At 60.6% G+C, this 23,048-nt stretch carries 26 protein-coding genes; 14 read left to right on the forward strand and 12 right to left on the reverse strand.

Annotated elements, in window-relative coordinates; all coding sequences use genetic code 11:
- The first annotated feature begins 49 nt into the window (after nucleotides 1-49).
- Entirely contained in the window at nucleotides 50-748 is a 699-nt protein-coding gene (locus MUN80_RS20710) for an alpha/beta fold hydrolase (protein ID WP_244715909.1), read from the forward strand.
- Here the strand turns inward: MUN80_RS20710 and MUN80_RS20715 are convergent.
- Genes MUN80_RS20715 through MUN80_RS20730 form a run of 4 tightly spaced genes read right to left on the reverse strand, consistent with a single transcriptional unit; the run spans nucleotide 729 to nucleotide 2,595 of the window.
- A complete protein-coding gene (locus MUN80_RS20715; protein WP_244715911.1) occupies nucleotides 729-1,013 on the reverse strand; it encodes a hypothetical protein in 285 nt (94 codons plus the stop codon). The genes MUN80_RS20710 and MUN80_RS20715 overlap by 20 nt on opposite strands.
- 45 nt (nucleotides 1,014-1,058) lie before the next feature.
- The gene (locus tag MUN80_RS20720; protein WP_244715913.1) at nucleotides 1,059-1,208 is read right to left on the reverse strand and encodes a hypothetical protein; all 150 of its coding nucleotides are present in this window, start codon (nucleotides 1,206-1,208) and stop codon (nucleotides 1,059-1,061) included.
- Complete coding sequence (locus tag MUN80_RS20725) at nucleotides 1,208-1,777, reverse strand: hypothetical protein (protein WP_244715915.1); 570 nt, start codon at nucleotides 1,775-1,777, stop codon at nucleotides 1,208-1,210. Before MUN80_RS20725 ends, MUN80_RS20720 begins: the two co-directional genes overlap by 1 nt.
- Nucleotides 1,778-1,800: 23 nt before the next feature.
- Nucleotides 1,801-2,595, reverse strand: a complete 795-nt coding sequence (locus MUN80_RS20730; protein ID WP_244715917.1) for a M48 family metallopeptidase — start codon at nucleotides 2,593-2,595, stop codon at nucleotides 1,801-1,803.
- A gap of 215 nt (nucleotides 2,596-2,810) precedes the next feature.
- Here MUN80_RS20730 and MUN80_RS20735 point away from each other — a divergent pair, with 215 nt between their 5' ends.
- The 7 genes from MUN80_RS20735 (at nucleotide 2,811) to MUN80_RS20765 (ending at nucleotide 10,306) form a co-directional block, all read left to right on the forward strand.
- Entirely contained in the window at nucleotides 2,811-3,425 is a 615-nt protein-coding gene (locus MUN80_RS20735) for a fumarylacetoacetate hydrolase family protein (RefSeq protein WP_244715919.1), read from the forward strand.
- Nucleotides 3,426-3,431: 6 nt separating this feature from the next.
- A complete protein-coding gene (locus MUN80_RS20740) occupies nucleotides 3,432-5,426 on the forward strand; it encodes a M23 family metallopeptidase (RefSeq protein ID WP_244715921.1) in 1,995 nt (664 codons plus the stop codon).
- Between the two features lie 119 nt (nucleotides 5,427-5,545).
- The gene (locus MUN80_RS20745; RefSeq protein WP_244715923.1) at nucleotides 5,546-6,121 is read left to right on the forward strand and encodes a lipocalin family protein; all 576 of its coding nucleotides are present in this window, start codon (nucleotides 5,546-5,548) and stop codon (nucleotides 6,119-6,121) included.
- A 20-nt stretch (nucleotides 6,122-6,141) separates the two neighbouring features.
- Nucleotides 6,142-6,588 (forward strand): thioredoxin-dependent thiol peroxidase, encoded by a 447-nt coding sequence (bcp, locus tag MUN80_RS20750; protein WP_244715925.1) that lies wholly within the window; start codon nucleotides 6,142-6,144, stop codon nucleotides 6,586-6,588.
- Nucleotides 6,589-6,962: 374 nt separating this feature from the next.
- On the forward strand, nucleotides 6,963-7,844 hold the full coding sequence (locus tag MUN80_RS20755) for a transketolase (RefSeq protein WP_244715927.1): 882 nt from the start codon (nucleotides 6,963-6,965) through the stop codon (nucleotides 7,842-7,844).
- Between the two features lie 68 nt (nucleotides 7,845-7,912).
- Nucleotides 7,913-9,316 carry a vWA domain-containing protein gene (locus tag MUN80_RS20760; protein WP_244715928.1) on the forward strand — a complete coding sequence of 468 codons (1,404 nt, stop codon included), beginning with the start codon at nucleotides 7,913-7,915 and terminating at the stop codon, nucleotides 9,314-9,316.
- A gap of 30 nt (nucleotides 9,317-9,346) precedes the next feature.
- Nucleotides 9,347-10,306 (forward strand): transketolase family protein, encoded by a 960-nt coding sequence (locus MUN80_RS20765; protein WP_244715930.1) that lies wholly within the window; start codon nucleotides 9,347-9,349, stop codon nucleotides 10,304-10,306.
- Between the two features lie 143 nt (nucleotides 10,307-10,449).
- Here the strand turns inward: MUN80_RS20765 and MUN80_RS20770 are convergent, their stop codons facing one another.
- From MUN80_RS20770 to MUN80_RS20785, 4 genes are all read right to left on the reverse strand, one after another.
- On the reverse strand, nucleotides 10,450-12,858 hold the full coding sequence (locus tag MUN80_RS20770; RefSeq protein ID WP_244715932.1) for an eCIS core domain-containing protein: 2,409 nt from the start codon (nucleotides 12,856-12,858) through the stop codon (nucleotides 10,450-10,452).
- Between the two features lie 128 nt (nucleotides 12,859-12,986).
- A complete protein-coding gene (locus tag MUN80_RS20775; RefSeq protein WP_244715934.1) occupies nucleotides 12,987-13,574 on the reverse strand; it encodes a hypothetical protein in 588 nt (195 codons plus the stop codon).
- A gap of 557 nt (nucleotides 13,575-14,131) precedes the next feature.
- A complete protein-coding gene (locus MUN80_RS20780) occupies nucleotides 14,132-14,734 on the reverse strand; it encodes a hypothetical protein (RefSeq protein ID WP_244715936.1) in 603 nt (200 codons plus the stop codon).
- A gap of 130 nt (nucleotides 14,735-14,864) precedes the next feature.
- Nucleotides 14,865-15,473, reverse strand: a complete 609-nt coding sequence (locus MUN80_RS20785; RefSeq protein WP_244715937.1) for a hypothetical protein — start codon at nucleotides 15,471-15,473, stop codon at nucleotides 14,865-14,867.
- Nucleotides 15,474-15,583: 110 nt separating this feature from the next.
- On the opposite strand from MUN80_RS20785, the gene MUN80_RS20790 reads away from it, so the two are divergent.
- Nucleotides 15,584-16,429 carry a DUF481 domain-containing protein gene (locus MUN80_RS20790; protein WP_244715939.1) on the forward strand — a complete coding sequence of 282 codons (846 nt, stop codon included), beginning with the start codon at nucleotides 15,584-15,586 and terminating at the stop codon, nucleotides 16,427-16,429.
- A 24-nt stretch (nucleotides 16,430-16,453) separates the two neighbouring features.
- On the opposite strand, the gene MUN80_RS20795 is transcribed toward MUN80_RS20790, so the two are convergent.
- The 3 genes from MUN80_RS20795 to MUN80_RS20805 all read right to left on the reverse strand — a co-directional run bounded on the left by MUN80_RS20795 (nucleotide 16,454) and on the right by MUN80_RS20805 (nucleotide 18,077).
- The gene (locus MUN80_RS20795; protein ID WP_244715940.1) at nucleotides 16,454-17,146 is read right to left on the reverse strand and encodes a hypothetical protein; all 693 of its coding nucleotides are present in this window, start codon (nucleotides 17,144-17,146) and stop codon (nucleotides 16,454-16,456) included.
- Nucleotides 17,147-17,214: 68 nt separating this feature from the next.
- Nucleotides 17,215-17,562: a pirin-like C-terminal cupin domain-containing protein gene (locus MUN80_RS20800; RefSeq protein WP_244715942.1), complete on the reverse strand. Its 348-nt coding sequence runs from the start codon at nucleotides 17,560-17,562 to the stop codon at nucleotides 17,215-17,217.
- A gap of 8 nt (nucleotides 17,563-17,570) precedes the next feature.
- On the reverse strand, nucleotides 17,571-18,077 hold the full coding sequence (locus tag MUN80_RS20805) for a pirin family protein (protein WP_244715944.1): 507 nt from the start codon (nucleotides 18,075-18,077) through the stop codon (nucleotides 17,571-17,573).
- Between the two features lie 168 nt (nucleotides 18,078-18,245).
- Here MUN80_RS20805 and MUN80_RS20810 point away from each other — a divergent pair, with 168 nt between their 5' ends.
- The 4 genes from MUN80_RS20810 to MUN80_RS20825 all read left to right on the forward strand — a co-directional run bounded on the left by MUN80_RS20810 (nucleotide 18,246) and on the right by MUN80_RS20825 (nucleotide 21,176).
- Nucleotides 18,246-18,797 (forward strand): RNA polymerase sigma factor, encoded by a 552-nt coding sequence (locus MUN80_RS20810; protein WP_244715946.1) that lies wholly within the window; start codon nucleotides 18,246-18,248, stop codon nucleotides 18,795-18,797.
- A gap of 30 nt (nucleotides 18,798-18,827) precedes the next feature.
- Complete coding sequence (locus tag MUN80_RS20815; RefSeq protein WP_244715948.1) at nucleotides 18,828-19,292, forward strand: hypothetical protein; 465 nt, start codon at nucleotides 18,828-18,830, stop codon at nucleotides 19,290-19,292.
- A 35-nt stretch (nucleotides 19,293-19,327) separates the two neighbouring features.
- Complete coding sequence (locus MUN80_RS20820; RefSeq protein WP_244715950.1) at nucleotides 19,328-19,831, forward strand: Spy/CpxP family protein refolding chaperone; 504 nt, start codon at nucleotides 19,328-19,330, stop codon at nucleotides 19,829-19,831.
- Nucleotides 19,832-19,985: 154 nt separating this feature from the next.
- Nucleotides 19,986-21,176, forward strand: coding sequence for an aspartate aminotransferase family protein (locus MUN80_RS20825; protein WP_244715952.1), 1,191 nt, complete (start codon nucleotides 19,986-19,988; stop codon nucleotides 21,174-21,176).
- 54 nt (nucleotides 21,177-21,230) lie between these two features.
- Here MUN80_RS20825 and MUN80_RS20830 read toward each other — a convergent pair whose 3' ends face one another.
- Entirely contained in the window at nucleotides 21,231-21,689 is a 459-nt protein-coding gene (locus MUN80_RS20830) for a tellurite resistance TerB family protein (protein WP_244715954.1), read from the reverse strand.
- A 251-nt stretch (nucleotides 21,690-21,940) separates the two neighbouring features.
- Here MUN80_RS20830 and pfkA point away from each other — a divergent pair, with 251 nt between their 5' ends.
- Nucleotides 21,941-22,912, forward strand: coding sequence for a 6-phosphofructokinase (gene pfkA, locus MUN80_RS20835; RefSeq protein ID WP_244715956.1), 972 nt, complete (start codon nucleotides 21,941-21,943; stop codon nucleotides 22,910-22,912).
- Nucleotides 22,913-23,048: the final 136 nt, after the last annotated feature.

The raw sequence follows: 23,048 nt of genomic DNA on the forward strand, positions 1-23,048 counted from the left end.
GTCGCCATGACGTTCTGTTTTATTCCAACACTTCCCTCCCACCACTCCCATGAAAGAAAACCTCCTGCTTCTGCACGGCGCTTTGGGCTCCGATAAGCAACTGCGGGGCCTAGCCCGCGACTTGTCCCAGTTCTACCAGGTGCACACGTTTTCCTTCGGCGGCCACGGCGGGCGGGAGCTGACGCCAAATTCGTTCACCATGACGGCCTTTGCGCAGGAGGTAACAGACTATATCCGGGAGAAAAACCTGCCGGCCGTGCATGCCTTTGGCTACAGTATGGGAGGCTACGCGGCCTTGCTGGCGGCGTCGCAGGCTCCGGGTCTGCTCAAATCGGTGACGACGCTGGGCACCAAGTTCGACTGGTCGCCGGAAACGGCGGCGGCCGAAAACAAGCTGCTGGACGCGGCCAAGATTCGGGAAAAGGTGCCGCAGTTTGCCGAGCAGCTCAGCCAAACCCACGCCCCAACGGACTGGACGGCCGTGCTGGACGCTACCCGGCAGATGATGCTGGAACTAGGCCAAAACCCGCCCCTGACGCCGGCCATGCTCACCAAAATCACCATTCCGGTGCAAATTCTGGTCGGTGAATTAGATAAAACGGCGGGCGTGGATGGCTCCTCGCTCTTCGCCTCTTATTTGCCGGAGGCCACGTTTGAAATCCTGATGAACACGCCTCATCCGCTGGAGCGCGTCAATCCGGACGAGTTGGTGCAGCGCATCAGCCGCTTTATTCAAGGCGCGGCTTAAGCCCACGCCACACGGTATGCAACAGGCAGGCGGCGGAGAATAGAACCATGCCCCAGTACGCGCCGTTGAGCAGCATGGCAGCCAAAGTCCAGCTGTCGGGCAGCAGGCTGACCGGCACGGGATAAGTCAGGACAAAAACCAGCACCTGCTGCCACCACGTCGGTTGGGTTTCCCAGAGCAAGAGAAAAGGGGCAGAAAGCAGGAACAGCAGCGCGTGCAGCATGACGCCATACATGGCGCTCAGGGCTAAGAGTCGGTACTTCATAGTGCTCTGGTTTCGAAACGACTACAATCTACGGCAAAAGGCCCGCTACGTGGTGAGCGGGCCTTTTTCTTTTTCGTCCTCGGGCGGCTGCGGAGGCTCGGTGGGCCGGGGTGCCGGCTTAGGGCGCCGCCGGTCGGTGGTGATTAGCAGAGCCAGCGCAGTAAGCCCGAGACGCAGGAGCCATTTGCGATTCATCACTTACGGAACAAGTTGTTACTGTTTTCCACGACCAGGTCGCAGCGGCTACCGCCGCTGTTGTCGCCGCAGGTGGTACCGGTAATCTGGTTTTTCTCGAAGGAGAAATAGCAGAACGAGCAGCCCACGCTGGTAATGACGTAGCGCTCGGCGTGGGAGCTCAGGTACAGGGTCTTGTCGGTGGAAGTAATCAGCGGAATAGCCATGGAGCGGAACATTCCGTCGCGCAGACCCATGCCCACCAGGTAGTAGATAGGCTTGTCCTTGGCGCTTTCCTGGACCTTGCGGATCATGGTCTTATCCACCACCGTGCCGTCGTTGAACTCTCGGATAAAGGCCGTAGCCAGCTGGGCCCGGGGCATGATGTACTCGATTTTGCCCTCGTTTAGGCGGGCCAGTTGGGTGCTGACGCCTTCGCGCTTACGACGGTTGGCTTCCTCTTCGGGGTCTTTGCTGGGAGAACTCACTTCGGGGAAGCCGCGCTTGGTGGTTTCGCAGGCCGACAGCACCCCTAGAAAGGGCAGCGCCAGCAGGGCCAGGTACAGCGCGGAACGGGAGAATACTTTCATTGAAAAAGGGCAATAGCCCCAAATTAGCGGGCTTTGTAATACTTACGGGCCTCGGGCAGTTCCCGCTGGATATCGGCGATGCGCGTGCCGTTGGAGGGGTGAGTCGAGAGGAACTCCGGCGGGGAAGCCTGGTTTTCGCGGGCGTCCATGCGCTGCCAGAACGCAATTGCGCCGTCGGGGTTGTAGCCGGCCATGGCCATAAAGATCAGGCCCAGGTGGTCGGCCTCCGACTCCTGATTGCGCCCGTATTTGAGCAAGCCCACCGACGAGCCGACGCCAAAGGCCTGCAAGGCCAGCTGCTGGGTGCCTTCCGGCTTGGCAGCCAGGGCCGCCGACAGAGCCTGGCCGCCGTAGCTTTGCAGCAGGCCCTGGCTCATCCGCTCCGAGCCGTGCTTGGCCACGGCGTGGGCAATTTCGTGGGCCATTACCACGGCCAGGCCGTTTTCATCCTGGGTGATGGGCAGAATGCCGGTGTACACGGCCACTTTGCCGCCGGGCATGCACCAGGCGTTTTCCTGCTTGTCCTCAATGACGTTGAACTCCCAAGCGTAGCCGGCCAGCTGGGCTTGCTGGTTCTGGCTGCGGAAGTAGGTTTCGACGGCCTGCTGAATCCGCTGGCCCACGCGGCGCACCAGGGCCACCTGCGTCGAGTTGGAGGATAGCTTACTGGTGCTCAGGACTTCCTGATATTGCTGCACGGCCAGGGCATTGATTTCGGTATCGGATACCAGGCTGAGCTGACGGCGGCCGGTAATAGGAACGGTAGAGCAGGCGGCAGCCACAAACAGGCAGCTGGCCAGCATAACTTTCTTGAGCATGGGCTTCGGACGTAGAGAGGAAACAGGCGGGGCAGAGCAGAACCGTAGCGGCTGCCGCGGCTGGTGTGTACTATACGAATAGCGGCGGGTAAAATGTTTAGGCCCGCGTATTCCAACGGTAAGCCGCGGCGTTACGTAGGCGGCATTTTGATTTTCCGGGCCGCGAATTAGCGCTATTTTTGGCCGCACACCTTTTCTTCCCGACTTCCCTCCCCATGAAAATACTCTGCATAGGCCGCAACTACGCCGAACATATTGCCGAACTCAACAATGAAACACCCGACGAGCCCGTCATCTTTACCAAGCCCGAAACGGCCCTGCTGCAGCGCGGCATGCCCTTCTTCTACCCCGATTTCTCGACCGATATTCACCACGAAATCGAGCTGGTGCTGCGCGTAAGCAAGAACGGCAAGAACATCGACCCCAAATTTGCCCACACCTACTTCGACGCCATCGGCTTGGGCATCGACTTCACGGCCCGCGACCTGCAGAGCAAAGCCAAAAGCAAGGGCCTGCCCTGGGACTTGGCCAAGGGTTTCGACGGCTCGGCCCCATTGTCGCCCACGTTTAAGCCGGTTTCCGACTTTGCCGATCTGGCCAACATCAACTTCCGCCTGGAGGTGAACGGCGAGGTTAAGCAGCAGGGCAACTCGGGCATGATGCTGCACAACTTTGCGGCTCAGATTGCCTACATTTCCCGCTTTATCACCCTGAAAATGGGCGACTTAATCTTTACCGGCACGCCCAGTGGCGTGGGCCCCGTTAAGATTGGCGACCAGCTGACGGGCTACCTGGAGGACGAGAAGTTGTTGGAATTGTCGGTAAAATAGAGTCGAGTGCTGCACACACCTTTCCGGGGGAAGGCCCCCATTTTACTGCTGACGCTGCTCACCACAATGGGTCTGCGCCCCGCCCCCATGGCCGGGCAGGAACCCGATTCGCTGCCTAAGCCCGCGGCAGTCAAGCAAGGCACCACGCCCAAGCTCACGGTGGAGCCAGGCTATTACCTGTTTCCTATCAAGCCCGGCCAGCCCAACTTTCTGGCTGCCAGCATGGGCGAGCTGCGTCCCAACCACTTCCACGGCGGCCTCGACATCAAAACCGACGGCCGCACCGATTTGCCGGTGTACGCTTCGGCCGATGGGTACGTGTCGCGCATGAAGCAGTCGGCCTTTGGCTACGGCAACGTGCTCTACATCACCCACCCCAACGGTACCACCACGGTCTACGGGCACCTGAACCGGTTTATGGGCCCGGTAGCAGCGGCGCTGCGCGAGAAGCAGTACGAAAAGCAGAGCTACGAGCTGGAGTTGTTTTTTACCAAGGAGCAGTTTCCGGTAAAGCGGGGCGAAGTGGTGGCCTTGTCGGGCAACACCGGCGGCTCGGCGGGCCCCCACCTGCACTGGGAAGTGCGCGACGCCCACGACAACCAACTTAACCCCCTACAGTGGGGCGGCTTCACCGAAATCCAGGACCACGTGGCGCCCACCCTGCAAGCCTTTGCCGTGGAGCCCCTGACCATTGACGCCCGCGTACAAAGCCGCTTCGACAAGGCTGTATTCGTGCCCAAGGTGGGCGTCGGCCCTGGCGTAGCCACCGTCTGGCCCGACACCATCAATGCCTACGGCACGGTAGGCGTGCTGCTCCAGGCCTTCGACCGGTACGACAACGCCTGGAACAAAAACGGCCTGCAGAAAGTGGAAGTCAAGGTGAACGGGCAGCCGCTCTACTCCCACGTAGTCGACAACGTGCCTTTCCCCAGCGGTACGCGCACCGTCAACCAGCACGTGGACTATGAGTGGATGATGACCCAGGGCCGCACCCTGCAGAAGCTTTTCGTCGACGACGGCAATGAGCTGACCATGTACACCACCGGGCCGGGCAAGGGCAAGCTGCGGGTGGAAGACGGGCAGCTTTACGCCGTGGAAGTGCTGATGAGCGACTCTTATGGCAACACCACGCCGCTGCGCTTCGTGCTGCGCGGGCAAAAGCCGGAGTACACCAAAACCCGCAGCGTAGCCGTGAAAAAGCCGGCACTGCGCTGGGAAATAACCCGCAACATTCTCAAGGTTATTGCCGCCGACCCCGACACGGCCCGCCAAAGCGCCAACGCCGTGCTACTGCGCGACTCCCGCCGCCTGGAGCTCAAGCCCAGTTACACCACCCAGAGCCAGAACGTCTACCTCTACGACCTGCGCGCCGGCCTGCCCGACTCTATCCGCTTCGGCAACATCACCAAGCGTTTCGACCGGCAGGCCCTGATTCCGGCTGGCACCGAGCAGGGCTTCGCCGACAACTTTCTGAACCTGAGCTTCGGGGCCCAGACCTTGTTCGACACCTTGTATCTGCAAACCAGCTACAAGGATGGCGCCTGGACCGTGCACCATCCCCGGCAGTCGTTGTATCTGCCGTTGGGCATCACGCTCAAGCCCCAGGCCGAGGTAGCCGACAAGGAGCACTCGGCCGTGTACCTGGTCAATGCCCGCGGGGGCCGCAGCTATGTGGGCGGCAAGTGGAACGGCAACCAGATTACCTTCCCGGCCAAGGTGTTTGGACAGTTCCGCATTTTCTCCGACACGATTCCGCCCTCGGCCCGGCTAGTGCGTAAGGGGGCCGGTGGGCTTACCTTCCAGGTTGGCGACAACCTCTCGGGCCTGGCCAGCTACACGCTGCTGGTGGGCGGGCGGTTCCGGCTGCTGCGCTACGAGTACAAGAACTCCACGCTCTTCACCGAGCCTAATGACACGGTAGGGCCACCGTTGCGCGGCCCGGCCACGCTGCGCATCACCGACCAGGCCGGCAATGAAAAAGTGTTGAGTTTTAATCTGTAGAAAAGGTGAGAGTAGCGCCAAGCTCCTGCTTCGCGTATCGTTGAGCGGGTTGTTACGTAAGCACCTTGACTCGTTTCACGATACGCGAAGCAGGAGCTTCGCGCTACTACTCCCTATCTATGGCCAAACTTCCCAAACGCCGCCAGCCCGTCATCCTCGGTGCCGCCGTGGCTACTATTGCCACAGGCGTAGCGGCCTACTCCTACATTCGGCGCAAGCTCTACGCTCCGCTGCCGGTGTCGCCCCACGTGGATGTGCACCGCTACATGGGTCTGTGGTACGAAATTGCCCGCCTGCCTACCCGCTTTGAGAAAGGCTGCGAGCATGTCACGGCCGAGTACAAGCTGCTGCCCAACGGTAAAGTCAGTGTGCTTAATACCTGCCACAAGGAAGACGTAAACGGCCCGGTCGAAACGGCTAAAGGCACCGCCCGCATCGTGGACGCCGCCACCAATGCCAAGCTGCGGGTCAGCTTTTTCTGGCCCTTTGAGGGCGACTATTGGATTCTGGACCACGACCCGGAGTACCGCTACGCCCTGGTGGGAGAGCCCAGCCGCCAGAACCTGTGGCTGCTCTGCCGCACCCCTCACCTGGAGCGCCCCATTCGCGACCGGCTCGTGGGCCTGGCTCATTCGCTGGGTTTTCCGACGGAAAAGCTGATTTTTACGCCTCAGCCTATGGCTGACAAACCGTAACCGCCCTCATTCTTCGCCTTATGGCCCTTACTCCCGGCACCCCCGCCCCCGATTTCGAAGCCCTTGACCAGGATGGCAACCTCATTCGCCTCCAGGACTTACGCGGCAAAAAAGTAGCCCTCTACTTCTATCCCAAAGACGACACGCCCGGCTGCACGGCCCAGGCCTGCAACCTGCGCGACCACCAAGAAGAGCTGACCGCCAAAAACGTCCAGGTTATCGGCGTGAGCGTCGACAGCGCCAAGTCGCACCAAAAGTTCGTCATGAAGTACGAGCTGCCCTTCCCCCTGCTGGTCGACACCGACAAGAAAATCGTGGAAGCCTACGGGGTATGGCAGGAAAAATCGATGTACGGCCGCAAGTACATGGGCACCATGCGTCACACCTTCCTGATCAATGAAGAAGGCATCATCGAAAAGGTCATCGAGAAAGTTGACACCAAGAACCACGCCGCCCAGCTGATTTAATGTGCTCCTGTGCGAATGTGGGGAATGTGCCAATGCTCATGCCTTTGCGAGCAGAGCGAAGCCAGCCGTCCTCTGCTAGTAACTGGCACCCTTTTACCAGCAAGCCCTTTCTCGTTGTTACGGGAAAGGGCTTTTCACTTCAGAGCTCTTAGCTCATTTCAGAGGACGAATTGCTGCAGCTCAGGCCTCGCAAGGACACGAGTTCGGTATTAGCAGTTCAGCACATTCCCCTCACATTCGCACAGGAGCACATTAGGAATTAGCCCATTAATAACACCTATCAGTATCGGTTGCGGTAAGAAGCCTTGCTTTTTGGGCTGGGTGCCTTCGCCAAGACCGTTACCTTTGCCAGTGTAAACCCTCCTACTCCTATTATGTCCCAGGAAAATACCCTGACCTCCCCCACCCAGCAGAAAAGCGTGGCAGAGCTCAAGCAGATTGCGGCCCAGGTGCGCCGCGACATCGTGCGCATGGTACACGCCGTCAATTCGGGTCACCCCGGCGGCTCGCTCGGCTGCACCGACTTGCTGGTGGCCTTGTACTTCCGCATTATGAAGCACGACCCGAGCTTCAACATGAAAGGCGAAGGCGAAGACCTGTTTTTCCTGTCGAACGGCCACATTTCGCCCGTGTTCTACTCGGTGCTGGCTCGTTCGGGCTACTTCCCGGTGAGTGAGCTGGCTACCTTCCGTAAGCTCAACTCGCGCTTGCAGGGCCACCCCGCCACCCACGAGCACCTGCCCGGCATCCGCATTGCCTCGGGCTCCTTGGGCCAGGGCATGAGCGTAGCCATCGGCGCGGCTCAGGCCAAAAAACTCAACGGCGACAACCGCCTCGTGTACGTGCTGATGGGCGACGGCGAGCTGGAAGAAGGCCAGGTGTGGGAAGCGGCCATGTATGCCCCCCACCACAAAGTCGACAACCTGATTGCCATCGTGGACCGCAACGGCCAGCAGATTGACGGCTCGACGGAAGAAATTATGGATTTGGGCAACCTGCGCGCTAAGTTCGAAGCCTTCGGCTGGCGCGTGCTCGAAACCAACGGCAACGACCTGGAAAAGCTCATTCCAACGTTGGAAGAAGCCGGTAAGCTCAGCGGCCAGGGCCAGCCCACGATGATCCTGATGGATACCCAGATGGGCTACGGCGTCGACTACATGATGGGCACCCACAAGTGGCACGGCACGGCTCCCAATGACGAGCAACTCGAAAAAGCCCTGCAGCAGTTGCTGGTAGAAGAAGCCGGCGACTACTAAATCACTGCTTCGCCAGCCGCGGCGGCTTAGCGGTTCAGACCAAGGAATGAGAGGGTAAACCCAACCGTATGCGCCACCTGGGCATTTTGCGCTGGATTGTAGTCGTGAGTGGCCTGCTGCTCACGACTACCGTCCTGCGTGCCCAGAACGTGCCCCCAGACAAGCCCAAGGTGACGCGCATTCTGTTTGTGCTCGACGCCTCGGGCTCGATGATGGCGCCCTGGGAGGGAAAACCCCGCTGGGACGTGGCCCGCAACCTTCTTTCGAAGATGGTGGACTCGCTCAACGCCTACCCCAATCTGGAACTGGCCTTGCGGGCCTACGGGCATCAGCACCCCAACTTGGAAAACAACTGCGAGGACTCAAAGCTGGAAGTGGCCTTTGCGCCCAAAAACGCCAAGGCCATCAAAGCCCGCCTCGCCACGCTGAAAGCCCAGGGCAACACCCCGATTACCTACTCCATCCTGCAGTCGGCCAATGACTTTCCGACGGACCGCAGCTCCCGCAACGTGCTGATCCTGATAACCGACGGACTGGAATCGTGCAAGGGCGACCCGTGCGCTACCTCGGTGGCGTTGCAGCGCAAGCACGTGTTTCTGCGCCCGTTTATTATCGGGCTTGGGGCCGAGCGGGACTTTGGCAAACAGCTCGAATGCCTGGGCCAGTACTACAACGCGGCCGACGTGAAGACCTTCCGCACCATCCTCGACAACGTCATTTCCCAGACGCTAACCAAAACCACGGTGAGCGTGAATCTGACCGACGAGGCCGGCAAGCCCGTGGAAAGCAACGTGAACATGACCTTCGTGAACAACGTCACGGAAACGCCGGAGTACAACTACGTGCACTACCGCGACGCGCAGGGCAAGCCCGACGTGCTCGACATCGACGCGCTGCAGAGCTACGACTTGGTCATCAACACGGTGCCCCCGGTACGGCAGCAAAACCTGCCCATTCGGCCCGGCAAGGCTAACGTGCTGACCTACAAAACGCCCCAGGGAGTCTTGGCTTTGCAGTCGCCGAGCATTTCGCCGAACCCCTACGGCAAGGTGCAGGCGGTGGTGCGGGCCCAGGGCAGCGCGGCCACGGTAGTTGGGTTGAACTTCGGCGCCAAGCAAAAGCTGCTGGCCGGCAACTACGAAGTGGAGCTGCTGACGCTGCCCCGCATCGTGCGCCGCATCACCGTCAAGCAGGGCCAGGAAACGACGGTAACCTACGACGCGCCCGGCACGCTCAACATCGTGACGGACCTGAAAGGCTACGGCAGCATCTACCGGCTCAACAACGACGAGTCGCAGACCTGGGTGTACAATTTGCCCGAAGGCAGCAGCAAAGTCAATTTGCCCATGCAGCCGGGTGCCTACCGCCTGGTGTTTCGCACGGCCACGGCTACCGGCAGCAAGTTTACCGACGTGCGCAATTTCACCATCCGCTCGGGTCAAACCAGCTCGGTGAGCATGTTCAATAAGTAAGATAGAACTCAAAAACTTCCCATACCAAGCATGAAAGATTTCCCCTACACCGAATCAAAAGACACCCGTTCCGGCTTTGGCGTGGGTTTGCACGAGCTGGGTAAAAGCAACCCCAACGTGGTAGCCCTCACGGCCGACCTGACCGGCTCGCTCAAGATGGATGCCTTCAAGAAGGACTTCCCCGAGCGGTTTTTCCAGGTGGGCATTGCCGAAGCCAACATGATGGGCATTGCGGCCGGCCTCACCATCGGTGGCAAGATTCCCTTCACCGGCACGTTTGCCAACTTCAGCACCGGCCGCGTCTACGACCAGATCCGCCAGAGCATTGCCTACTCGGATAAGAACGTGAAGATCTGCGCTTCGCACGCCGGCGTAACGCTGGGCGAAGACGGGGCTACCCACCAGATTCTGGAAGACCTGGGCATGATGAAAATGCTGCCCCACATGACGGTTATCAACCCCTGCGACTTCAACCAGACCAAGGCCGCTACTATTGCCATTGCCGAGCACGAAGGCCCCGTGTACCTGCGCTTCGGCCGCCCCGTGGTGCCCAACTTCACCCCCGCCGACCAGAAGTTCGAAATCGGTAAGGCGGTGATGCTGAACGAAGGCGCTGACGTGAGCATCTTCGCCACCGGCCACCTGGTGTGGAAAGCCATCCTGGCCGGCCACCTGCTGGCTGAGAAAGGCATCGACGCCGAAATCATCAACATTCACACCATCAAGCCCCTCGACGCCCAGGCCATCCTGGAGTCGGTGCGCAAGACGCGCTGCGCCGTCTCGGCCGAGGAGCACCAGATGAACGGCGGCCTCGGCGACAGCATCGCCCAGCTGCTGAGCCGCGAGGAGCCCCTGCCCCTGGAAATGGTAGCCGTCAACGACTCCTTCGGCGAGTCGGGTACCCCCGACCAGCTCATGGAGAAATACGGCCTGATGGAAAACGACATCGTAGCCGCCGTGGAGCGCGTACTGGCCCGCAAGGCGAAGTAGGGTCTAGAACGCCAGAACGGCTTATTTTAAGCAGGCAATTTCCGCCTAACCATATACACTAACGGCCCCGGCTGCATCGCGCAACCGGGGCCGTTTTGCGTGGGAGAAGGCTGATTCCCGCAGAATTCCGCTTCGTTCTTGACTCAGGCCCTTACTTTGTTGCTAACCACTCGCCGGGCCGATTCATTGAGTAAAGGAAGCTTTGCCGCCAGGAAGTTTTCGATGCTGGCCTGGCTGTTCACGTCACCTCTGGCGTAGGCGTCGGGAAAATTGACGCGAATAGTTTCGAGGTGCTGTTTGATGACTTGTGCGGCGCGGGCTTCCCGGCTGATGTTGAGCATGGCTCCCGGCACCTCCTTGTCGATCAAATCGCCTTGGTCGGTATACTCACGGGTGGAACTCAGCGCCTCAGCGTCCTCCTGGTCATAGCCCTGGGCGGTCCGGCCCTGGCCTAGCGCGAAAGCCCAGACCACCCCAGGGTCCAGCAGTTCGTACACGGCATCGCGCACCACCACTGGCTCATGAGCATCGGGCGTTTCGACGATGCCTATTGCGGTAGCTTCGGCATGGCCGCCGGGGCCTGCACCGGGGATATCGGCGGCAGAAAGCGGGATAAAATTCCGGAAGCGCAGGTAGGCGCGGATATAGGTCTGTACGCTGTTGATGGTCGCGGCGGCATCGGCGGCTTCTTTGGCCTGGTCGACGGCGCCCATGGCATCCCGCCACTGGGGAAGGCGGGTCGGTGGCAGCAGGTACGCTTTGCTGGTGCCCGGCAGCCGGTAAGCGGCATCATAGAGGGTATTGAGGGCCGTGACGGCAGCGGTCAGGGTCTTACCGACGACGGCCTTGCGGACCCCGCTGACAAAAACGACCCAGGCCGTGGCGTGCTTCTTGTCGGCGGTACCGAAAAGCCCGTCGGGCCGGTCCTGCGTATTGATAAGCGCGCGCCCAATGGTGCCATTATCATTCATGCGCAGCTGCACTCCCCCGGCGTTATTCGTGCCGATGTCGGGGCGTAGCGGACGCACAACCCCTCGGCCGGGCAGCACAAACGTCTGGTTAAACGTGGCTCGGTTCAGGGCCGGGGCATCATCGTCGCTGCTGTTTTCCTCATCACTGTGGTATACCGCTGCTAGGTGGGGCTGCGGGAAAAACCGGTTCAGAATATCTGCCAGCGTAATATTTGCTTTGTAGTAGGCCTCCGGAAACCCGGCTTTCATCGTTTGCAGATGCTGCATGATCAGATCGGCCAGGCGAGGCTCAATCTCCTCCGCAAAGTCGGCACCGGGCACGTCGGAGTTTACCTGGCGGGGCCGCTCATCGTCATCAGCCAGTCCCTCCTCCTCATAAGCCGCTTCGGTGTGGTCAATCACCTGGCCGAGCTTGGCCACCGTTTTGGGGTCTAGCAGCTCCAGGATAGCCGCTTTCAAGCTCTGGGAAGTTTCGGTATTGTAGTTTCGGATGCACTCCAGGCGCGGCGCTTCGTTGTTGTAGTTAGCCAGCCCCCCTACATCGACGGCCGAAAAGGGAATCACATTGCGGTATTCGAGGTAGGCACTCATAAAGCGCTGCAGGTTGTCTTGCGTGGGCGCATGGTTGGCGGCCACGCGGGCTTGGGTGACTTTCGTATGCGCCTGCGCGTAATGAATCTGCTGATTGCCCATCATAAACTCGACCCGGTTTACTCCCGGCAGGGCTTCAGCGGCGGTAAACAGGCCGGTCAGCGCGGCCACGGCGTTGGCCAGCGTTTTGCCCTCCACGGCCATGCGCACGGTAGCAACCAGTACCGACCAGGGCGTGGTATGACTGCCTTCTATGCCGCCCAGTACGCCCTCCGTACGCTCCAGGGAGGGCAACGACGCGCTGGTAACGACCCCGCCCGTTACGACCACCTGGCTCACGATATCCTCTACGCGCTGCACTACGGCCGCGGCCGCGGAAGAGCCGGAAATCAGGTCGGCCAGGGCCTGGCGCTGCACGAGCCCGGCGGCCTTGGCGCCCATCACGTCGGCCTCGTGTTCCAGGCCGGTCTCGTCGTTGACGGGCACGCCGGCCTGCAGCTGGCGGGTCGCCTGCACCCGCCCCTGCTTCTGCTGCACCACGTGCCAGGCCTCGTGGGGCAAGTGCTGCTCCTGGCCCGGGGCCAAGTGAATGTCCGAGCCCTGGGCATAGGCGTAAGCCTGTAACTGAGCTGGCTTACTGGAGTTGTAATGCACCCGTACTTCGTCCAGGGAGTGGCCCGAGAGGCTTTCCACCCCCGCCTTGAGCCCATCGGGCAGGCCTGTCCGGTTTTCTCTGCGTTGTAGGGGCTGGCGGGCCACGTACGCATCGGCTGAGGCCTGCAGCTGGGCGGCCTGCTGCACCTGGGGGCTGCCGTCGGCCAGGGCTTGCAGTGGGCTGGTGCTATCGGCTGTTTGGCGCGGCCCGGCGGCGCTGGACTCCCTACTCCGAAGCTGAGTAGGCGCGGCCCGGCGGCTGGTCGGCTGGGTCGAAGTAGTGGCCGTCCGGGGCAGGCTTTGTTTTTCCGGTGCTTGGTCGGCGTGCGTAGTCATAGTTGCTAGCTATCGGTTTCTATAATACCGTTGTTTGTTCAGCGTGAGGCAGTTGGTAAATTACTATAATATAATTTAGCTAGCATAAGCCACCCTCCCGCTTCGCCGAGCTGCAGCCAGCCGTACGCTTAGCCGTTGGATTGGGGCTTGCTTACCGGCAGCCGCAGCATAAGCTGTGACCCGACGTACACCAGGGCCCGCCGGATGTAGGCATGCAGCACCAACCCGACCAGCCCTAATACAGTGCCGATTATGGTTGGCAGCACGGCTCCGAAGGTATAGGTCATGCTGAGCACAAAGCCCAGCAGGCACTCCGGCCGGTAAATCGGGACGAAAAAGGCCACGACGAACAAGCCCAGCATCACGTTGCCGGCCGTATCCGATTCGCCGGCCGTAAATAGTACCGCTATTACTACCCCAAACAGCAAGGCGCCCACGAACCCGGCTAGTTGGCGCCGCATGGTCCGGGGCGCGGCGGCATCCGCATCGTTGGTGCCAAAGGCCTGCTTTCGGATGCGGGACAGCAGAAACCAAGTGAGCACTGGTAGCAAGAGCCCGCCCCACCAATTGGAAATGGCGGGCAGGTCCTTCTGCGCCAGGAAATGATGACTCGGCACGCCGCCGTGGGTATGAGTCCAGGCCAACAACGCCCAAACAGCCCCCGTCACGAGGGCCGTGCAATACAGGCTGAGCCTGGAAAAGCTCTTTTCAGTCATAGGTTCGGCCGTTGAGTAAGGTCTTTACCGGAGGGAGGTTATAGTGGTTTGCAGCCAGTCTGCTACCTCCTAGTATCTAATCAAAAGCAATATAGATTAATTGTAATACTAGGTACTATCCTCTTCTACTCAAACGGCCCCAATCCCGAGCCAGGGCGTGCAAACGGCTCGGGATTGGGCCGGCGACCTTGCCTAGAGTCAGCCGCTAGTAGGCTATTATTCTAGCTTCCTAACATAGGTTCAATGCCTGCTGCAAAACACCGGCGGACTGCTACCTCATCCAGCCAAGCGCGCGGTGTTGCAGCCAGACTCTTTTCATCTTTGCCAAAGGCGTTCTACCCGGTCCACGGACCCGACGGCTGCCCGCAGCTGGGGCCATTTGGGTTACCCTGACCCTAGCGGTTTTTGCCCCACTTCTGGCGCTATAATATGGGTCGTGGCCTCTAACGGGCGGGGGAACCGCGGACCGAGCAGCAGTAGGCTGGCGTAAGACCCACAGAAGGCCCCTACCCGTTGTGAAAACAATTCGGCAGCCTCAGGTAAGACCAGCGTTCCGGCTAGTGCATGCAGCCCACGTAGATGCGGGACTTGAGCTTGAAGACCTTTTCATCGGCTCGGCCCAGCACGGCCAGGGCGCTGTCGGCAGAAGCTTCCTGCTGGTAAATGCCGGTGACCAGGGCCATGGTTTGGGCGCCGGCCGGCTCCTGGTATTCATTCAGGTATTCCAGGCTCAGACTGTGGGACGGAAAGCGGCGGGGGTAATACTCGCCGGCGTACATTTCGTCCTCGTCATTCTCGGGCAGGATAATGCGGTTTTTCTGCACGTTGAAATACCGGCCCAGGGTATCAATGCCGAGGGCATACTGCCGGCTCAATCCCAGCATGCGGCGGCGCAGGGCCGGATACGAGCGGCTGGTATCGGCCACTACCACGAAGTAGGTGGCGTACTCCTGGCTTGCACTATCGGCGGGTGTTTCCTCCGAGACTTCCGCCGCGTCCGTCGTTACCGTGACGGCACTGGGCGCTGGGGCAGCTACCGTTCTCACGGCGGCTACCGGCGCAGCGGCTGCGGGCGGCGCGGAGGCCGGCGCCGATTGGCAAGCAGTGAAGAAGACGGGCGTCAGCAGAATCAGAGTCTGGGGCAGATGGCGCAGAAACATGCCTGGGATAGAGAAATACGAAGTAGTTGCTAGCTCGGGTTGGGAAGGCGGAGCAGCCGGCAGCCGCAGCATAGGCCATGCCGCTACCGGGCCCGGCAGGCGCCAAAGTAGCATAAAAACGCCGGTGCACTTACAAAGGACCAATAGCAAACGTGACTTCCACCACCGAATTCTTGCCGGCGCTCCTGGCCAGACTATCTATGCTGACGGTACTGGGCATCGTTTCGTCCCCAAAGGATATGGCCTGTCCCAGGGCCAGGTTGCGGTACTGGTTTTTCTTGTCTTGGTCGATGTGAGCCGTCAGCGCCCGAACGCCTTGTCGTAGGTCGAGGGGAGCATCCAGGCCGCTGAGCAGGCCGGTCATGAGCGTGGCCGCGTTCCGAAACCAGGGTTCCAGGGCCGTGGTGGGCGGGGCAAAGCGGGACGTCGTGAACTCAAACCGCAACGCGTAGTACTCGCAGCCCTCGTGACGGATGATGACCTGGTCGCCGTTGGGGCAGGTCACGGTTTCGATACCGGTGCGCTTATCGGGCTGCAGCCGGAAGGTAGTTTTAGGGAAAACGGCCTTTTTTACCACCGGCTTGGCCGCGCCCCGCGGGCACGCTTCTTGCGGCGAGAATCTGGGCCCATAGCTGGTAATGGGCAAAACAGCCGCGGGAAGAGTCCGGCTCTGCGTGGGTTGGTAGAGCAAGCTGCTAACCAGCAAACTCAGGCAAATAGTAACTGCTAGAGTATTCATTTCAGGGTAATATAACCGGGTTAATTCCGGTGCCTGCTATAAGGTAGAGCGGAAGGTACCGAAAGTGGGCCAGTAGGCTGGCTTAGGCTGGAATTACCGGGTTGGGGCTCATGGCAGGTAGCGGCCCGTTTCCAAGTCCAGGCCACTACAACCCCACCGAGGCTACCTGGTTTTTCCACGGCGGGCCTACCTTTGCCCCTCACCACGGCCGCCCGGCCTGGCACTTCATGCTGATTCGTATCCTGCTTAGCTCGGCCCTTGTGCTGGGCACTTTTCTGCCTGCTACTGCCCAAAAGGCCGACACGACCATCATCCGCTACAGCGGGCAGCTGGCGGGCCAGTACTCGGCCGGGGGCGTCAACCGCACCCTGTTTTCGACCAGTCACTCGGCTACCCTGCTGCGAGGACTGCACTTCGGGGCTCCCGTGACGGGCAGCTTCCTGTTTGGCAAGCAGGAAAAGCTGCTGCGGGAACGGGAGTGGATGTTTAATGCGACGCCCTACTACTGGAAAGGCCGGTTCCGCTTTTACGGCATCGGGAGCTATGAGCGCAGCAACCTGCGGGGTATCAACAACCGGTTTCAGCTGGGACTGGGGCCGGGCTGGGCCTTTTACGCCGACTCCCTGGGCCGGGAAGTGGCGGTGAGCAACCTCTTTATCCGGGAAGCCACCTACTTTCAGGGCGGCACCGAGCGGCTGGTGTCGCGCAGCTCCACCCGCCTGAAAATCGTGTATTCCTACCGGGTTTTCTCGCTCAACTCCACCACGCTCTACCAGCCCAACCTGCAGAACGCGGCCGACTACCGGGCCACCCAGCTTACTACGCTGGCCCTGCGCTTTAGCCCCCGCTTTGCCATTACCAGCACCTATACCTACACCTTCGAAAGCCGGGTGCTCGAAGGCAAGCCCACCGACAATACCAACGTGACGGTGGGCGTGGCCTTCAGCACGAAATAGCTGGGCACCCGGCTTTCGACTCGCTTAGAGCGTGGGCCGCCGCAGCGTAGGCACACCCTGCCACTGGGCCAAGGGCTGACCGGTGGCATCGAACACGCCCAACTCGGCCTTGTCGGCGTCGGAGCCGATGCCGACGAGAATGGAAAAGTTGCGGGTTGGGGTGGCGCCCAGGTACTCGTTGGCCCCGTAGGTAGCCTGGCTTTCCGAGTCTTCGGGTACTTCAGCGGCCAGCAAAAAGCCTGGATTCAGGTCGGCCACGCCTTCCTCGTGCTGCCGCCCACTACTGCCCCCCACTGCGTCGGCCACAAACCGTAAACTGGTGTAGCTTAGCCGCGTTAGGGTGAGCGTCAGGGTTTGGGCACCCCGCCGGGCCGTGTAGGTCACGGGCTTGCCGGCGGGCAAATCGAGCGGAAACTGCACGGAGTCCGTTTTGCCCATAACCAGCCACTTACCGCGCACGGCGTAAGCTTCCGCGCCCCCCAGCTCGCGCAGGCCCTTGAGGAACTTGGGCGAGAGGTTGGCCGAGTCGGCCAGCTGCGGCCGGGAAGCAGTAGCTGCCGAATCAGCATTGGCTGGCGCTACGGAATCAGCGGCAGCCACGGGTGGGGCGGAGGTTTTGGCTTGCTGGTCATCGGCTTTCTTGGTAGAGCAGGCCGCCAGGAGTGCTACGCTGCAAATAGTGCTGTAAAAGGCAAACGGACGCAGAGCAAGAAACACGGGGCAGGGATTGAGGATGGAAAAGAGGAACTCGGCAACCGGCGGCAGCCAGGCTTTCGGCCCGCAACTTACTCATCAAACAGCATCCCCATCTTGCCCATCCGGTAATCCCGCATGGCTTCCATGATTTCAGTCTGGGTGTTCATTACGTAAGGCCCCTGCCAGGCCAGGGGCTCGTGGTAGGGCTGGCCGGTACAATACAGCAGCGTGGTATCCTCGGTGGCGTGCACGTCGATGCCAGTACCCTCCGGGTCGAATTCCACCAGGGTCCGGCTCCCAACGCCGCGGCTGTTCACCGTCGCACTGCCGCGCAGCACGTAGAGCAGCACGGTGCGCCCCGGCGCGACCTCCGGGGTAAAGCGCCCACCGCCTGCCAGCTCAACAATGGCCGCCTCAATGCCCGTAATGGACTCCACCGGCCCGGCTACCCCTGCCAGTGGCCGGCCACTACCCGCACCGTGCCGTGCTCATTAGGCAGCGCTACGACCGGAATCTGAGCGGCGGACACGCCCTGGTAGCGGGGCTGGGTTCGTTTGAGCCGGGCCGGCAGGTTTATCCAGAGCTGCACGTACTCGATGGTACCGCCCGTGGCACGCAGCTCCCGGGAAATATTTTCGCTGTGCACAATGCCCAGGCCCGCCGTCATCCACTGCACGCCCCCGGCCCCGATGACGCCCGTGTTGCCGCGGGAGTCGTGGTGGCGCACGTCGCCGGCCAGGATGAAGGTCACGGTTTCGAAGCCGCGGTGCGGGTGAGGCGCAAACGGCAGCCCGCGGCCGTGGGGCTCCAGCTCCTCCGGGCCAGTGTGGTGCAGCAGCAGAAACGGGTCGAGCTGCTCGGCAAAGCGGCTGGGCAGCGGCTGGTAGGTCGTCAGGTGTTCCTGCTCAAGGCGCTCGGCCACGATACGGCGACGGACGGGTTTTAGGATCATCAGAACAAGTACTTTTATAGACGAAGTGTGAGGACACCTTGCCGGGGCGGCCAGCTGTTGCTACAGTTCTGGTTAGGCAGCTAACTTTTTTTCGGTCGTAACTAAACCAAACGTAGATATTTTACTCTAACCCCGCACAGCCCCGCCGCTCCTAACCCGCTCCCCTGCTTGGAAGACCAGGAAATCCTCGCCAAGTTCGCCGACCCTGCTGCCCGCAACGTAGCCTTCAACCAGCTGGTGCGCAAGTACCAGTCGAAGATCTATTGGCACGTGCGCAAGATGGTTATCGACCACGACGATGCCGACGATTTGACCCAGGATGTGTTTGTGAAGGTGTGGAACCACCTGGGCAACTTCCGCCAGGATGCCTCCCTCTACACCTGGATTTACCGCATTGCCACCAACGAGTGCCTGAATTTCCTGTCGTCGAAGCGGCGCAAGTTTTTCCTGCCCCTCCACGACGTAGCCGCCGAGCTGACCCAGAAAGTGGAAGCCGACCCCGGCCTGGCCGGCGACGAAATTGAGCTGCGCCTGCAAAAAGCCATTCTGCGCCTGCCCGACAAACAGCGCCTGGTGTTCAACATGAAGTACTACGACGAAATAACCTACGAGCAGATGGCCGACATAACGGGCACGAGCGTAGGGGCGCTGAAAGCTTCCTACCACCACGCCGTCAAGAAAATCGAGCAATACGTCAACGAAGAATCCCACCTCCATTAAACCTCACGGCCTGAGCTGTATCTAAGCTATATGAACACACCCTTTCGTCTGGATGACCACAAGCGGCGGCCCGCCCAGCCCCTGGCCCCGCCGCCAGCCGACTACTTCGAGCGGCTGCCCCGTCAGGTAATGGCCCGGGTGCAGCCTCGGGCCCCGCGCGAGTCGGTCGTACTGGGTTGGCTGGCGGCCCTGCCGCTGCCGCTGCGCACGGTCCTGGCCTCAGCCGTGGTGCTGGGGGGCTTTACAACCAGTTTTTTCCTGAGTCAGCCTACAGCCGGGCCTACCGCTGCGGCACCCGTAGCCACCCTGGAAGCCGTGCCCCACACCGAAATGGTCCAGTATCTGCTAGCCAGCGATTCGCGCATCACGCTTTCCGACCTGGCCGAGCTGCCGACCGCCCCCGACCGCACCCTCACCGACAGCTTCCTGCAGGCCTCGCCCGATGAGCTGCAGGACGCCCTGGATGGCCAGCCCGTCGACGACACGTATTTGTAACCCTTATTTTGCCGCTCCTTTTGCACTTCTCTCCCATGAAATATCTTCTTCGCGGCGCAATGGCCGTGTTTCTGCTGGTCGGCCTGCACGCTTCGAGCCTGGCGCAGGGAGGCCGTCACCAGGGCTCAGGTGGGCGACTCAGCCAGCTGGAAAACGCCAAGATTGCCTACCTGACCGACAAGATTTCTCTGACCCAGGACCAGGCCCAGCGCTTCTGGCCTATCTACAACGAGTTTTCGGATAAGCGCCGCGACGTGGCCCGCCGCATGCGGCAGCTGCGCACCGAAAACCCCGACGGCCTCTCTGACCAGCAAATCAAGGACAATCTAACCCAGGCCCTGGCTCTGCGCCAGACCGAGGTAAACCTGGAAAAGGAGTACTTCGACAAGTTTCAGAAAGTGCTGACCATCCGTCAGGTAGGCAAGCTTTTCCTTGCCGAGCGCGACTTCACCAAGGAGGTCCTTAAGCGCGTGGCCGACCGGCGTGGGGGCCCGGCGCCCGGCGCGGGCCAGTACGCCGGGCCACCCGAGGATAAGTAGTTTTCTCGCACCCTTTATTGCATCAAACAGGCTGCTTCGGTAGCCTGTTTTGGTTTCTGGCTGTTCTGTAGCTGCTACTGTGGCGCGGCTTTCATCCGGCGTCTAGCCCGCGCCCTGCGTATCTTTGCCGCTCGAAATTGACATTCCGCTTACCATGCTTACTCCGCGCCAGCTGTTTTTGCGCCACCAGGCCCAGACGTCCGACTTTCCGCTTCTGCTCGAAATTGAGCGGGCTGAGGGCGTGTATATGTACGATACCACCGGCCGCCGCATTCTGGACTTAATTTCGGGTATTGGGGTAAGCAACGTGGGCCACCGCCACCCGCGCGTAATTCAGGCCATTCAAAACCAGCTCGATAAGTACCTGCACCTGATGGTCTACGGTGAGCTGGTGCAAGCCCCACCGGCCGAGCTGGCCTACGCCCTGCACCAAACCCTGCCCGAGCACCTCGACAGCGTCTACTTCACCAACTCCGGGGCCGAAGCCATTGAGGGGGCCCTGAAGCTGGCCAAGCGCTACACCGGCCGCACCGAGCTGATTTCCTGCCACAACGCCTACCACGGCTCCACCCACGGCGCTTTGTCTATTACCGGTTCCGAGGGTTTCAAGAACAGCTACCGCCCCCTACTGCCCGACGTACGTCACATCCATTTCAACGAGCTGGCCGACCTGGAAATGATTACTGAGCGCACCGCCGCCGTAGTCGTCGAAACGGTGCAGGGCGAGGCCGGGGTACGTGTGCCCGCGCCAGGGTACCTGCCCGCGCTGCGCCGGCGTTGCCAGCAGGTCGGGGCCCTGCTCATTCTCGACGAGATTCAGTGCGGCTTCGGGCGCACCGGCTCGTTCTGGGCCTTCGAGCAGTTCGGCGTAGAGCCCGATATTCTGGTGTGCGCCAAGGGCATGGGCGGCGGCATGCCCATCGGGGCCTTTATTTCGTCCCAGCCGATTATGGCCGGCTTTAAGACCAACCCGATTCTGGGCCACTGCACCACCTTTGGCGGCCACCCGGTGTCGTGCGCGGCTTCCCTGGCCACGCTGCGGGTTATTCAGGAAGAAAACCTGCTGGCGGACGTGCACGAAAAAGCCGCCCGGTTTCGGCGGCTTCTGCAGCACCCGGCCATTCGGCAGGTGCGCGGCCACGGCCTACTAATGGCCGTAGAATTCGACTCCTTCGCGGTGCTCAAACCCATCATCGACCATGCCCTGGAGCACGAAGGCATCCTGACCGATTGGTTTCTGTTCTGCGACAATTCCCTGCGCATCGCCCCGCCCCTGACTATTACAGTCGACGAAATAGAAGAAGGCTGCGCGGCTTTGCTGCGCGCTATTGCCAGTTGTTGTTAATTGGTTGTCGTCCGTTGTTAGAGCAGACGGCAGCACGAACTAACAACTAAATTCCTACAGCCCGCTGCCTTTGGGATGGGTACCGTTGTAGTTGAGGAAGGATTCCGACTCGGTTTTGATTTGCTCCCGGGGCAGACCGTCCTTCACTCCGATGGAAATTTTGCGCACCAGCACGCCCACAATGGCTTTGCGGAAGCCCAGCTTTTCGGCCATCCCGATACAGAAGTCCATTTCGTGGTCGTCCACGATGCCGTCGGCCAGCATCATGTCCACCAGGTCGAAAATCTGGTCAAACCGCTCTGAGTCGTTGTCGGGCAGCACCAGGTTCACCGAGCCCGAATTGGCCACGATGGAACGTACATCATCGGCCCGCATGCCGTTCTTTTTGCCCACCGCCACGATGAAGTTCATTTCCCGCTCATCAATGTGGCCGTCGGCTTTGGCCAGCGCCGCCAGGTTCATGAGGTGACTCTTCACTTTCTTGGTTTGCTCGTTTTCAAAAAAACCAAACATATACGGCGTTGCTTAAGGAACGGTGAAGGAAATGAACGGGGCCGGCAAGGCTGCCCAAATGCAGCAGCAGGGCGGTTAAGATACTCGTCAGGGGGCTTTGTTGCAATACGCAGCAACAAAAAAAACAGCCGGCCCCCGGCCATAATCTGCGCTGTTTTTTTGCCTTTCCTCCCGCCAAAGGCTTTGTTTTCAATTTGGATTTATCACCTTTGCCCCGCCCGCACTGGGCAGTTCCGATTACCTGAATTATGATGAAACGTATTGCAGTTTTCACCAGCGGCGGCGACTCGCCGGGTATGAACGCCTGCATCCGGGCCGTGGTGCGCACGGCCGTGTACCACGGCATTGAGGTGTATGGCATCATGCGCGGCTACAGCGGCATGATTAAAGGCGAATTTGTCAAGCTGGACTCGGCCTCCGTAGCCAACACCGTGCAGAAGGGCGGCACCATTCTCAAGTCGGCCCGCAGCCAGAAATTCCAAACTAAGGAAGGCCGGCAGCAGGCCTTCGACCAGCTGGTCAACAACGGCATCGACGGCCTGGTCGCCATCGGCGGCAACGGCACGTTTACCGGCGCCACCATCTTCGAGCAGGAGTTCGGTATCCCGACCGTGGGCGCCCCCGGCACCATCGACAATGACCTCTACGGCACCGACTACACCATCGGTTACGACACGGCCGTGAACACGGCGCTGGAGGCCATTGATAAAATCCGCGACACGGCCGACTCACACGACCGCTGCTTTTTTATCGAAGTAATGGGCCGCGACTCGGGCTACATCGCCATTCCCTGCGCCATTGGGGGCGGGGCCGAAATCGTGATGATTCCGGAAACTCAGATGTCGACCGAGGCAGTAATTGACACGCTAAAGGCGGGCTGGAAACGCTCCAAAACCTCGTTTATCGTCGTGGTAGCCGAGGGCGACGAGGAAGGCAACTCCCACGCCGTGGCCAAGCAGGTCAAAGAAGCTATTCCCGAACTCGACACCCGCGTGACCATCATCGGGCACGTGCAGCGCGGGGGCTCCCCCACCGCCGCCGACCGCCTGCTGGGCTCCCAGATTGGCATTGCCGCCGTGGAAGGCCTCATGAACGGCATGCGCAACGTCATGGCCGGCATCGTGGACCGCAAGCTGGTTTACACCCCTTTCTCCGACACGATTCACAAGAAAAAACTCATCAACCAGACCTTCATGCGCATGGTCGAGATTCTCTCGGTGTAAGCGGTGAGATGGTGAAGTGGTGAAATAGTGAGTTGACACTCAATAACGCCTGTCATTGCGAGGAGGCAAGACGAAGCCATCCATCCTCTGCGCAGCACGACCCAACCTTTTACCAGGAAGCCCTTTCCCGCACGAG

It is taken from the genome of Hymenobacter cellulosivorans (assembly GCF_022919135.1).
Lineage (GTDB): Bacteria > Bacteroidota > Bacteroidia > Cytophagales > Hymenobacteraceae > Hymenobacter > Hymenobacter cellulosivorans.